Source organism: Nemorincola caseinilytica (assembly GCF_039540515.1).
Classification (GTDB): domain Bacteria; phylum Bacteroidota; class Bacteroidia; order Chitinophagales; family Chitinophagaceae; genus Nemorincola; species Nemorincola caseinilytica.
The window spans coordinates 243,547-256,455 of sequence record NZ_BAABFA010000008.1; the positions used below are offsets into that span (position 1 = coordinate 243,547).

Annotated in this window: 7 protein-coding genes; 3 read left to right on the forward strand and 4 right to left on the reverse strand. The window is 52.8% G+C overall.

Annotated features, from left to right (window positions below; translation table 11 throughout):
• Window positions 1–4 precede the first annotated feature (4 nt).
• From ABD843_RS06055 to ABD843_RS06065, 3 genes are all read right to left on the reverse strand, one after another.
• Window positions 5–2,845, reverse strand: coding sequence for a T9SS type B sorting domain-containing protein (locus ABD843_RS06055; protein ID WP_345080039.1), 2,841 nt, complete (start codon window positions 2,843–2,845; stop codon window positions 5–7).
• 159 nt (window positions 2,846–3,004) lie between these two features.
• A complete protein-coding gene (locus tag ABD843_RS06060; RefSeq protein ID WP_345080041.1) occupies window positions 3,005–4,786 on the reverse strand; it encodes an FAD-dependent oxidoreductase in 1,782 nt (593 codons plus the stop codon).
• A 222-nt stretch (window positions 4,787–5,008) separates the two neighbouring features.
• Window positions 5,009–6,292, reverse strand: a complete 1,284-nt coding sequence (locus ABD843_RS06065; protein WP_345080044.1) for a T9SS type A sorting domain-containing protein — start codon at window positions 6,290–6,292, stop codon at window positions 5,009–5,011.
• 378 nt (window positions 6,293–6,670) lie between these two features.
• Here ABD843_RS06065 and ABD843_RS06070 point away from each other — a divergent pair, with 378 nt between their 5' ends.
• The 3 genes from ABD843_RS06070 to ABD843_RS06080 all read left to right on the forward strand — a co-directional run bounded on the left by ABD843_RS06070 (window position 6,671) and on the right by ABD843_RS06080 (window position 10,264).
• Complete coding sequence (locus ABD843_RS06070) at window positions 6,671–8,995, forward strand: efflux RND transporter permease subunit (RefSeq protein WP_345080046.1); 2,325 nt, start codon at window positions 6,671–6,673, stop codon at window positions 8,993–8,995.
• A gap of 126 nt (window positions 8,996–9,121) precedes the next feature.
• Window positions 9,122–9,799 (forward strand): sterol desaturase family protein, encoded by a 678-nt coding sequence (locus ABD843_RS06075; RefSeq protein ID WP_345080048.1) that lies wholly within the window; start codon window positions 9,122–9,124, stop codon window positions 9,797–9,799.
• Between the two features lie 54 nt (window positions 9,800–9,853).
• Window positions 9,854–10,264, forward strand: a complete 411-nt coding sequence (locus tag ABD843_RS06080; RefSeq protein WP_345080050.1) for a hypothetical protein — start codon at window positions 9,854–9,856, stop codon at window positions 10,262–10,264.
• A gap of 6 nt (window positions 10,265–10,270) precedes the next feature.
• Here ABD843_RS06080 and ABD843_RS06085 read toward each other — a convergent pair whose 3' ends face one another.
• Window positions 10,271–12,787 (reverse strand): hypothetical protein, encoded by a 2,517-nt coding sequence (locus tag ABD843_RS06085; protein WP_345080053.1) that lies wholly within the window; start codon window positions 12,785–12,787, stop codon window positions 10,271–10,273.
• Window positions 12,788–12,909 lie beyond the last annotated feature (122 nt).

The following is a 12,909-nucleotide window of genomic DNA, read 5'->3' on the forward strand; positions in this document are numbered from 1 at the left end:
CCGGCTACCTTATCAGGGTCAGGTCGCCCTTCAGCATTTTAGTGTCGCCATGTAGCGTAAAGAATATCTGGTAGAAGTACACACCCACATCGGCAGGTACATCGCTGAATATGCCGTTCCAGCCGCTATAGATGTCGTTGGTCTTGTATACGCACTGCCCATACCTGTTATAGATATTCAGCGTGAAGTTCTCGTAGAAGCGCAGATGACCCACTACACGCGCTATGTCGTTCCTCCCATCCCCGTTCGGTGTGAATGCCGATGGGAACCAGATATCGCACAGCTCTATGTCTATCGTTACACTGTCAGCGTAGTAGCAGCCGGTCTCATCGGTGGCCACTATGTAGTAGGTAGTGGTCTTTTCGGGCTGGGCAAAAGGCATGGCACAATCGGTGCAGCTAAGTCCCGCTGCAGGGTACCATGTGTACGTTACCGGGTAGTCGCTTATGGCATCTATTTTGGCCAGTGTTATACCTGTGCCCACGCATAGCGGAGTATCGGGTATGGTAACATAGGTAAGCGTATTGTGTCCCATATGCACCGAGTCCACTACCACACACCCGAATGTGTCCGTCACCGATAGGTAGTAGGTGGTAGGCGCCGGTGGTGTTACCTGTGTGCTGGCGCATGTACTGCACACTACATGTGCCGCAGGCGTCCATACATACTGTGGCGCGGTAGCAGTGGTCGTAGCATTCACTGTCAGTGTTGTTCCCACGCATACTACAGTATCGTCCGATACCTGTACCGTATAGTGGTCGGGCCGTACCAGCAGTGTATCTGCCATGGTGCATCCCAGCGGGCCCGTGGCCATCACCATATAGGTGGTGGGTGCCGTGGGCGATGCTATCACTGTGGCGCAGCTCGTGCAGTTGAGCCCTGTAGCGGGTGTCCATGAGTATACCAGCGGGTAGCCGGTAGCGGTGATGCCCGCTTCCAGTGTTACGCTTTCTATATTGCACAGCACAGTATCTCTCATAGGTATCATGGCATGTATCTCGCGCAGTATGGTAGCAGTATCGGTCACGCTGCATCCTGTGGTATCGGTGACGGTAAGTACATAGGTCATAGATGAGGCGCCTGCGGCCATGGTAGATGCACATGTATCGCAGCTAAGGCCCGTGGCCGGAGACCATGAATAACTGAACGGCATGCTGTAGCCCGATGCTGCCGATACAAGCGATATGCCCGTATCATCGCACAATACCGTATCGGTGAGGGGCAGTAGTACCAGCGATGGTGTCATGCTCACAGTATCGGTCAGGGTACATCCCAGTGGGCTTGTACCTGTCAGTATGTAGGTGGCCGCCCCTGCCGGTGATGCCACCACTGCTGCGCAGGTGGTACAGCTAAGTCCCGCCGCCGGAGACCATGTATACGATACCGGGAATCCGCTGCCGGTAATGCCTGCCGTAAGGGTCACACTGGTGCTGGTGCAGTGTATGGTATCGGGTATGGGGGCCTTCATCAGTATCTCCCTTTTTATGATCAGTGTGTCGCTCATGGCACACCCCGTGGCATCGGTCACTGTTACCGTATAGGTAGTGGTAGCTGGGCCGCTGGCCGTGGTGCCGGCACAGGTAGCGCAGCTAAGGCCGCCCGCTGGTGTCCAGCTGTAGCTCAGTGGGGTATAGTGCCCTATAGGTGCCACCGCGATACCTATTCCCAGGCTGTCGCAGGCGAACGTGTCGGATACTGGCGGCAGAGATAGCGATGGAGATATCAATACAGTATCCGATACGGTGCATCCCACGCCATTAGTGGCCTGTACTACATACTCTGTGGCCGTTGTGGGCGATACGAATATGGAATCGCAGCCTGTACAAATGGGCGTACCCGGCAACGATGCCCAGCTCGCTGTGACGGGCGATAGGCTGTGTGCATGAGGGTGTAGCAGTATTGTCGATCCGGGGCAGATGAAAGTATCGTTCAGCGCATTCATGTATATAGGCGTTGGCGCTACCGTGCTGTAGAGTGTATCGGCGCAGCCATAGCCGGGCTCAGGCCGCAGTATCACCGCAAAGGTAGTGGTGGCAGAAAGACCGGGGATATGGAATATCCTTGACGTATCCAGCAGTGTAGAGAATGTGGTGTCGTACCACTCATATCCATAAAAACCAAAAGGGGCGGTCAGCGTCATATTGTCCGTATCGCATACGGCGCTGCTGATGGTGAACAGGCCGCAGGTCATATCCAGGTAGCCGTAGCCGAAGTGTGCGCCTGCCCCACAGTCGCCGCTCGCAAAATCCACTACCACTGTATGCCCACCCAGGCCCGACAGGTCTATGGTACCTGTAGACCAGTTCTTGTAATATACAAGGGGGCTCACGGTAGATACATGAAAGCTGGGTATGCCCGGGCTGGCGATATATGTGATGTGCGCGCAGTCTATAGATACGTTGGTAGCAGAGTCGAACGCGTTCACCTCAAAGCGGGGCTGCTGTATGGTGGCGTGGCCGGGATCTTCGAACACAACGGCATAGCGGTATACAAGGCTGTAATTCGATACCGTAGCAGGTACATGCACATAATAGCGGGCCTTCTCGGACTGGGCGCCGACAAATGAATTGCCCAGCTGTAGCGCATAACTACCACCGCCGGGTGGCACTACAGGGAAGCCGCCATATGGGTCTACACCCGTGCCCGACATAAGTGTATGCCGCCCCGATATGGCTACTGTGGGAGAGGGGGTAGATATGGGGCAGCAGGTGCCTGTATAATATTTCCATACTGTTGTATTGCCCAGCTCGAAATCGATATTATCAGGGCATGGTGTCACCTGTGCCGTTATATTTTGCACGAATGCAAAATGCAGGATAAGGAAGAGGATATATCTCAGGTGCATAAGGAGGTGTTCGGGTATTAGTGTGGGTATGATAAATTATAGACAAATAATATGCCAGAAAGGTTGGCCGGGGCGGGGACAAACAAAAAATGTTTGTCGGTACCCATTCCAATACCTGCTGCTCTACTATAGGCCGCACATACCCACCCAATGTTAGACTCAGCAGCAGGCGCCCTCTGCCTTCGTCACCTTGTACAGGTACTTTTGCATATCCCAGGCGCTGGTAGGGCAGCGCTCGGCGCACAGCCCGCAGTGCAGGCATACATCCTCGTCCTTCACCATTACCCGGGTAGTGGTCAGCGGGGCCGATACATAGAGGTCCTGTGCCGTATTGGTGGCCAGTACACGCGTATGCCGGCGCAGCTCTTCTTCCTCCATATTGGGTGTAAAGGTGATGCACGCTGTAGGGCATATATCCATACAGGCATCGCACTCTATACATTTACTGGCCGTGAATACCGTTTGCACATCGCAGTTCAGGCAGCGTTCTGCCTCTTTGAAGCCTGTTGGCAGGTCAAAGCCCAGCTCCACTTCTTTCTTGCGGTCTGTGAGGGTCAGGGCCTTATCGGCATGGGGTACGGCATAGCGCGTATCGGTCACTACCAGGCTGTCATAGCTCCATTCATGTATGCCCATCTTCTGGCTCATCAGGTTGGTGTAGGGCGCCGGGCGTTCCATTATATCCCTGCCGCTGCAGTATAGGTGTATAGATACTGCGGCCTGGTGCCCGTGCGCCACGGCCGTTATCACATTCTTGGGGCCAAAGGCGGCATCGCCGCCAAAGAACACCCCTGGGTGGGTAGATGCGAATGTGGTCTCGTTCACCACCGGCATGTCCCATTTATCGAACTCTATGCCCAGGTCGCGCTCTATCCACGGAAAGCTGTTCTCCTGGCCTATGGCCACCAGCACATCGTCGGCAGGGTAGAAGACCTCGGGCTCGCCGGTAGGTACCAGCTTGCGTTTGCCCTTATCGTCATACACGGCATGTACCTTTTCAAAGGTCATGCCCTTTAGCACACCGTTCTCCACCAAGAAGGTCTTTGGCACATGGTTGTCTATTATGGGTATGTCCTCGTGCAGCGCATCCTCCTTCTCCCATGGCGATGCCTTCATCTCGGCAAATGGGCTGCGCACTATTACCCGTACTTCTTCGCCACCCAGGCGGCGCGCGGTACGGCAGCAATCCATAGCGGTATTACCGCCCCCCAGCACTATCACCCGGCGGCCTATCTTGCTTGTATGCTCAAAGGCCACATTGGCCAGCCAGTTGATGCCTATGTGTATATTGGCTGCGGCCTCTTTACGGCCGGGTATGTCCAGGTCGCGGCCCTTGGGTGCTCCCGATCCTACAAAGACAGCATCATAGCCCTGCACCAGCAGTTCCTTCAGACTGCTCACATAGTGGTTGAAATGTTTGTGTATGCCCAGGTCCAGTATATAGCCCACCTCCTCTTCCAGTACGGCCTCCGGCAGCCGGAAGGATGGTATCTGGCTACGCATGAAGCCGCCGCCGCCCCGCTGCTCGTCATATATGTGCAGCTCGTAACCCAGGGGGGCCAGGTCTCGCGCCACGGTGAGGGCCGCTGGGCCTGCGCCTACCAGTGCCACCTTCTTGCCATTGGGGGCAAAGGGGCCCTGTGGCATATACTGCCGCACATCGCCCTTATTATCGGCCGTTACGCGTTTCAGGCGGCATATGGCCACCGGTTCTTCCTCTACGCGGCCACGGCGGCAGGCCGGCTCACAGGGCCGGTCGCAGGTGCGGCCCAGTATACCGGGAAACACGTTCGACTCCCAGTTCACCATATAGGCCTCTGTATATTTCTGCTGGGCTATCAGCCTTATGTATTCGGGTACGGGGGTATGCGCGGGGCATGCATACTGGCAGTCCACTACCTTGTGGAAATACTCGGGGTCGCCGATGTCTGTAGGTTTCAATAGTACAAAGTTTTTTGTGTGAACAATACTTCTGCCTATGAGCCTTCAACGGTCTTGTGGAGCTGGTGCCTTGCTGTATGCCTGTAAGAACTTCCTCTAAGATAATAAAATTCCATTGAATATCCTTCGCCCCTGCGAAAAGAACTGAGGTGATACTGTATGGGACAAAAAGAAAAAGCTCCGGAGAACCGGAGCTTTTTACTGTTTATTGCCTTTAGGATATTAGTGTGCTACTACTATTTGTTTTACTATGCTGCCTTCTACACCGCCATTGATGCTAACGATGTAGTTGCCGGCCGCCAGGTCTGCTACCGACATGGTAACTGTCTGTGTGGCGCCGAAAGGAACAGCTATGGTCTTTATGGTACGGCCCATCATGTCTGTCAGCGTTATGGTGCTGGCCTGTGCTGTGTTCCAGTTCAGGCTTATGTTCACAGAGTTCTGTGCAGGTACGGGGAACAGGTTGGCATTGCCAGCATTGTTGCTCACGTTCTTCACAGAAGTGAAGGTGCCATAGTAATGGTTGGTCCTTGTATCGCCGAATGCATACGTCCAGCCTATGCTGATGTCGTTAGACTGACGCGTGGCCGATGTAAGCTGGCCATTGCTGTTGTATGTATAGGCGAACTTATACACATCTTCCCATGAGCCTGTACCTGCAGTATCCCATGTCTGGTCTACTTCGGTCAGGGGGTTAGTGCCGCTGAAGTTGCTGTACACCTTCATCATATCGTTCACGAAGGCAGTGCCATCATATGTCTGGTGCTTCTCTGTCGTACGCTTTGTGTTGGTGGTGTCGTAGGTGTAGCTATACATTTCTGTATTGTCCCAGCCTGCGCCGTTCCATGTGGCCGACGTTGAAGACAGCATCTTGTTGGCGCTGTTGTAGGTATAGTCTACTTTGTTGGTGAACACAGGCGTGCTAGATACGAAGGTATTGCCTGTTTCGTTTATCACATTGCCCGATGGGTCGTAGTAATAAGTTATCTGGCTGCTGGGCACATATGCGCTTACGCCATCCCACAGCTGGTACTGGTCGTAAGACAGCTGGTTGGCAGCATTGTAGGTATATACGTTCCTCGAGTCTGTGATCCAGGCCGAAGTACCATCCCAATGCTGTATCACCATGCTGGCCTTCTTGTTGGCGCTGTTGTATGTATATATGTATTTGAACTGGTTGGTCCATGTCATCAAAACAGCATCCCACACTTGCGATACCTTGGAAACAAGGTTATTGGCCGCATCGAACTCCTGTACCCAGCGAGAGTCGTTGTTCAGCGTATCGCCCGCAAAGTTCCACATGGTAGCATTATCGAACTTCAGCAGGTTCTTCAGGTCGCCGCCCCTGGCCGTAGACAGGTAGTTGTAAGCTGTAGAATCGGTACGCATGAATTCTGCACCATTGTGCGTCCAGTGGGCCGTTGCTGTCAGTCGTGATTGCGCATGGGTGTTCTGGCAAAGCAGTACAGGTAATGCAAGAGTTAAGAGTAGCTTTGTTTTGTTCATAAAAGGCAATTTAATTAGATCAGTTTTAGTATAAGCTGAAAATTCATACAATGATAGTGATAATTTCTGTGAAAATGCAAATTTCGGCTCAAAATTGCATGCCGTACCCTTTCATCGGCCATCAGTACACACCTGCGTATACATCCTCCTACACAAGTGCGATATATTGAATTAACGCTTCATCACAGGGGCAGAATGACAGGTACATCGTCCGGGCCCTTTACGGATGCCAGATCGCCGGTTGATATATAGTTATCAGTAAATAGTCGCTGTTCTCTGCCCTTTTACCTATTTTTGCCGCTTTTAACGCCCCTAACGAACGCTCTCATGTGGCATAATATAGCCGCTTTTATTATAAAATTCCGTATCGCATTGCTCGTGGGGCTGCTTGCAGCCACAGGGGTCATGGGGTATTATGCCAGCCAGGTAAAGCTCAGCTATGAGTTCACCAGCGCTGTACCTACTGATAATCCAAAATATATAGAATATCAGAATTTCAGGAAACAGTTCGGCGAGGATGGCAACCTTTTGGTAGTAGGGGTGCAGACCGATCATTTCTTCGAGCCTTCCTTCTTCAACGACTATGCGGTAATGGCCCGCGCCATGAACGAGGTGCAAGCGGTGGAGAACGTACTGAGCATTCCCGATGCCATAACCCTGGTAAAAGATACGGTCACATCAAAGCTGAAGGATATGCGCATAGCTGCAGGCGAGCCACCCTACAGCAATGTGGACAGTATAAAGAACGCCTTCCTGAACCTGCCTGTATACAAGGGCTTTCTGTACAACCCCGATACGAAAGCATACATGCTGGCCGTGCGCCTCAATAAGGACACGCTGAACTCAAAGTACAGGGAGACCATAGTGAATGCCATCATAGCGCATGGCGATGCCTTTGGTAAAAAGCACAATGTAGAGATGCACTACTCAGGCCTGCCGCTCATACGTACGCAGATGGCCATGAAGGTGCAGTCCGAGATGAGGCTGTTCCTCATCATGTCCTTCGTGCTCACGGCGGTCATACTGGTCATATTCTTCCGTGCGTTCGTGGCCGTGATGGCATCTATGCTGGTGGTGGCCATAGGTGTGGTATGGTCTGTAGGTACCATAGTGCTGCTGGGGTACAAGATAACCCTGCTCACGGCCCTTATACCGCCGCTGGTGGTGGTGATAGGCATACCCAATTGTGTATACCTGCTCAACAGGTATCACCACGAGTACAACCGCAACCCCAACAAGATGAAGTCGCTGTTGCGTACGGTAGACCGTATGGGCATCGTTACCTTCTTCACCAATCTCACTGCAGCTATAGGCTTCGGGGTGTTCTTCTTTACCAAGAGCGTACTGCTCAAAGAGTTCGGCCTGGTGGCGGGTATCAACATCATGGCGGTATTCCTTATATCGCTCATCTTCATACCTGCCTTCTTCAGCTTCCTGCCTCCGCCCGATGTGAAGCACACCAAGTACCTGGAGAGCAAGATCATCAACAAGGTGCTCACCGGCCTCACCAATTGGGTGTTCGGTCACAGGGTATGGATATATGGCTTCACGGCCATAGTATGCGGCTTCTCGGTATGGGGCCTGATGCGGCTGAAGAACGATGCGCATATAGTGGACGATCTTCCGAGGTCGGACAAGATATCGGTAGACCTCAAATTCTTCGAGAAGAACTTCAAGGGCGTGATGCCGCTGGAGATAGTGATAGATACCCGCAAGAAGAGGGGAGTAGTGAATGGCCTGGAGGTGATACGCAAGATGGATGCGCTCTGCGGGGTGCTGGAGACCTATCCCGAGATAGGCAAGCCCATATCCATCACCAATGGTGTGAAGTTCGCGGCGCAGCAGTACTTCGGCGGCGATACTTCCTACTTCGCCGTTCCCGGTGACTTCGGCGCGGCCTTTCTGCAGCCCTACCTCTCTGCAAAGAAGGAAGGCGCAAATGGCAAGGACCAGACACTTTCCAAGCTGCTGTTCTCTTTCATAGACAGTAATAAGCAGAAGGCGCGCATCAGCGTAGGTATGGCCGATGTAGGCTCTCGCAAGCTGCCCATCCTGCTCGATTCCATTCGTCCCAAGGTGTACGAGCTCTTTGATACCACCAAGTATGATGTCACCTTTACCGGCACCAGCATCACCTTCCTGGAGGGCAGCAAGTTCATAGTGGCCAGCCTGCGCGATAGCCTCATTTTTGCCTTCCTCATCATCTTCGGTTGCATGGTGGCGCTCTTCCGCTCCTGGCGCATACTGCTCATATCCATCATCGTCAACATAGTGCCGCTGCTCATCACTGCAGGTCTCATGGGCTGGGTGGGTATACGCATCAAGCCTTCTACGGTACTGGTGTTCAGTGTGGCCCTTGGTATCACTATCGATGTCACCATCAGGTTCCTCATCAACTTCAAGCAGGAGCTGACCCGCCACGACGACAGCATTGCCGATACCGTACACCGCACCATGCACGATACCGGCCTCAGCATCATCTATACTTCGCTTATTCTTATAGCAGGCTTTGGTGTGTTCATGCTTTCCCAGTTCGATGGTACGAAGTCGCTGGGCTATCTCACGTCCATGACGCTTTTCCTGGCCATGGTCACCAACCTCACGCTGCTGCCTGCGCTGCTGCTGTGGATGGATAAGGTGATAGAGAAGAAGAACAATTCTGTTACCTTCCTTATGGATGATGAAGAGAACGATGCCATATAAATGACCGACTAGATCATAGGTCGCGCTCGATGCCCATACCGTTAATACATTCTTAAATGTGTGAATTGTATAATGTCATTAGGTGCTCATGGGGGTAAATTTGTGTAACACACAGCCCATACGACCATGCACTTCGACAAGATCAACAATAAAGGACAAGCGCGGCTATTCGAACACAACACCCTGGAAATGCTCACAAGGACCCACCCGCTGGTCATCTATAGCATTTACCTCCCCGTCATAGGCTTTATGCTCTACCATAGTGTCGCTAACATCGGCACGTCGCTGGGCATCACTCTGGCCATCTTCTCGGGCGGTATACTCTTCTGGACACTCTTCGAATATGCCATGCACCGTTATCTCTTCCACATGGTAGCAAATAGTGTACTGGGCCGCCGCATCATCTATACTATGCATGGTGTACACCACGAGTACCCGCGCGATAAAGGCCGGCTCTTCATGCCACCGCTGCCCAGTGTGGTCATATCGGGCATCATATTCGGCGTCATGTACCTGTGCATCGGTAACTATGCCTTTGCGCTGTTTCCCGGCTTCATACTGGGTTACCTGCTCTATGCATCTATGCACTATGCCATACATGCTTTTGCGCCGCCACGCTTCCTGAAGGCCCTCTGGCGCAATCACCACCTGCACCACTACAAAGAGCCTGATGCAGGCTTTGGTGTTAGTTCTGTACTATGGGATGTTGTCTTTGGTACCGTTCCCGAGAAGGAAGAGAGAACGACAGTGGTATCGGCGCCTCGGTCCAAGATAAAGACCAGCGAAGGCCCGCATACCGCATAAAGGGCATCTGCGCATTTTGTGCTGCACAGTGGTATCTTTGTACAAAGCAGTTATGTGAAACAACAAGCGCTAAAACTCGTAATGGGGCTCCTGCTGTCATCGGGTATGTTCCTCGGTGCATGTAAGGAACGCACCAGCAGTGATCCTGTATATCCTGATAACTGCGGCAATTTCCTGGTAGGTACCTATGCAGGCAGCGATTATTGCGCCTCTACCGGGCAAACACATTATTCCTGCAATATACTGGCCACTACGCCTACCAATATCACCCTCAGCAACCTGGGCGGCATACAGGTAAATGCCATAGTGGATTGCGAGAAGAATACCCTTACCATTCCCACGCAGACGGTGGGCAATTTTTCTGTATCGGGCAGCGGTACCTATACCGCCAATCGTATAGTGATAAACTGGAGCGGCATCACTGCAGGTATGCCCATCAATTGCAGTACCACCTTCACACGGTAGAGGTCCCTATTTACCATCGGGCGTCAGTACGAATTCCACACCATCGGCCACATCGCCGTCCGTACCTTCTTTTATCACGATAGGCACGAATTCCGGAGTGCTCCGCAGGTGCAGCTTGGCCAACTGGCCGGGATCAACACGCACTGTATACAGGCCTGCCTTTAGGCCCAGGTAGTTGAAATACCCATCCGATTCTGATACCGTACGCGCCACCAGTTCGTTCTTGTTGTTGTAGATGGCCACTATTACTTGTCCCAGTCCGCGGGCATCGCTCTTCACATCGCTCGTAGCCTTCGATACCATGCCCGATACCTCGCCCACCACTACTACAGGCACCTGTATCAGTGTGAAGTTGTTGGGGTTCACGGTCACATTTAAGGTCTTTTTCTGCAATTGCCACGATATGTTGTCGAAGCTGCTGCGTATCAGCTCTATGAAGTAGCTGTTGTATGGTTCCAGGTCCAGTATGCGTATCATGGTGTCCTTCTCGTCATATATGGTGCGGCCACCGTTTATCTGCACCTTCAGGCCGGGTACACGGGGTTCTCCCGCATCGCGCAGGCCGTTCGCATTCACATCCAGGAAGGCCTCTATGGCCACGCCGCCCTTGCTCACATTGGTACGGTTGCCGGCCTTCAGGTAGCCCGATTTCCTGTCCACAACTATACTGCCCGATGCTGCCTGTATACGGCTGTAAGAGCCATCGCTGCCCGATAGTACCGATACGGCCGCTTTGGCGAACGAGAGGTCATAGCGCATGCCCAGCAGGAAGTTGCGGTTGCTTATATTGAAGTACTCCTGGTACGATCCGCTTATATAGCCCTTCCCCTTCACGTTCTTCTCGAAGGTCAGCTTTGCGAACACTGGCACATTGGTCTTGTGGTCGTACTGTATCTGCGATGTGAATAGTATCCTTGCAGGCAGCGGTATAGTGGCCGATGCCACACTATAGAAGTAAGGATTTCCATCTCTCATGAACGAGGTGAAGGAGCTGAAGTTCAGCCCCACTTTGCCCACAAAACCCGTCAGCGAAAGCTCGGAGTTGGTGTACTGTGTATTGGGCAGTATTATCTGGTCCAGCGTCAGCCTGGCAAAGGCCGATACCCTCTTGGCACGCAGCGGCATCGATACTATTGCCTTGCGTTCCTCCAGGAAGTTGAAGAATATCGCTGTCTGCCCCTTGGCGAACTTGGTATAGTCCAGCTCGCACTGCATGCCCTTGGGCATACGGTAGCTGAGTATGGCGCGCGACCGTGCACTGTGCGCATATTCTGCCGATACCAGCAGGCGCGGCGCCAGCCTCACCGACGAGTTCATAAAGGGCATCATGCTGCCCGATGTCACCGATGACAGGTACTCATTGCCACCACCTACGGTCACATGGCGCGAAAGCCCGTATTTTACATAGGCGCGCGAGAATTTGCTGTCCTTGCCGTCCTCTACTATACCGCCGTTCACCGAGTATTCCACCTCGCCCGCAGGTACAAAGTTGAACGGTATGTTGATATACTGCTGGCTGCTGCGCACCTCGCCATACGGGCCGTAGAATTTCAGCCTTACCGTAGTATAGCCATATATGAGCGGCACATCGAAGGAGTAGAAGCCCGATGCATCGGCCTTGGTATAGTCTACCAGCACATCGTTCACATATAGTTCCACCATCCAGTTGGGTTCGGTGGTATTGCTCATCAGGTAGGTACCATAGGCGCGCTTGTACAGCGTAGATACGTTCGATACCTGCACACCCACCACAGGGGCATATAGTGTAGAGGTGGACTGTGTGAATATCTTCCCCGCCGCCACCTGCCTCAGTACAGGGCTTTCATTGTTCACATACCGCCATTGGTAGAACTGCAGCTTCTCTGTGAATTCCTGCTGGCTGTAGTAGTTCAGCGATGTGTTCAGCTCGCCGCCTGCCAGCACTCCGCCCATGCTCAGGTTCACTGTTGTCTGGTCTCCCCCCTGCGATTGTTGCGACGACATCACCGCCCAGTCGGCCATACCGAAGTGGAAGAACGGATAGGTGCGCTTTATGTTCGTATCGGCCTTTATGTCTCCTCTTAGGCGGCTTACGTTCTTGCGCATCAGGTCTTGCCGCGCCTCTCTTATGGCCGGCAGTTCCACATCCGATACCATGGTCACTACCAGCCTGCGGAAGTAGAAGATACCATCCAGCCCGAAGATGGTCTTGAAGTGTTTCAGGTTCAGGTACAGGCCCGTTTCGTTGCGCAGCAGCCCGTGGTCTGCTACATCGTGCACCACACCTTTGAAGTATACACGGCCGCCCGGCTTGTCTATCAGGAAGGTGTCCCGCTCCTGTATGTAAAAGCCCTTTATAGAGTCTTGCGATGGGTATACGAAGTTGCGTATCTTGATGAGGTCGAAGATCCCCGTCACCGACAGGTATACATCCTTGCCCAGGTATAGCGCGGGTATATCGCCTGCGCCCACGCCTTTTACTTCCAGGCTCACCGATATCTCGTCGGGTATCTCTTCTTCGCCGCTGTCCTGTGCGCCGGCCATGAATGGAAGGAATATGCTTAGAAGAATGAGCAAAACGACCCTTCGGTAAGGGTACGCAGCGAGTACACTTTGGAATTTATATTTTGGATCTTCTCTTAGTATATATGCCATTCCTCTTTATC

What these genes read in the sequence shown, in the direction of transcription:
- ABD843_RS06055 (WP_345080039.1), bottom strand. Translation starts at nt 2,845, where the DNA reads ATGCACCTGAGATATATCCTCTTCCTTATCCTGCATTTTGCATTCGTG.
- ABD843_RS06065 (WP_345080044.1), bottom strand. Translation starts at nt 6,292, where the DNA reads ATGAACAAAACAAAGCTACTCTTAACTCTTGCATTACCTGTACTGCTT.
- ABD843_RS06075 (WP_345080048.1), top strand. Translation starts at nt 9,122, where the DNA reads ATGCACTTCGACAAGATCAACAATAAAGGACAAGCGCGGCTATTCGAA.
- ABD843_RS06085 (WP_345080053.1), bottom strand. Translation starts at nt 12,787, where the DNA reads ATGGCCGGCGCACAGGACAGCGGCGAAGAAGAGATACCCGACGAGATA.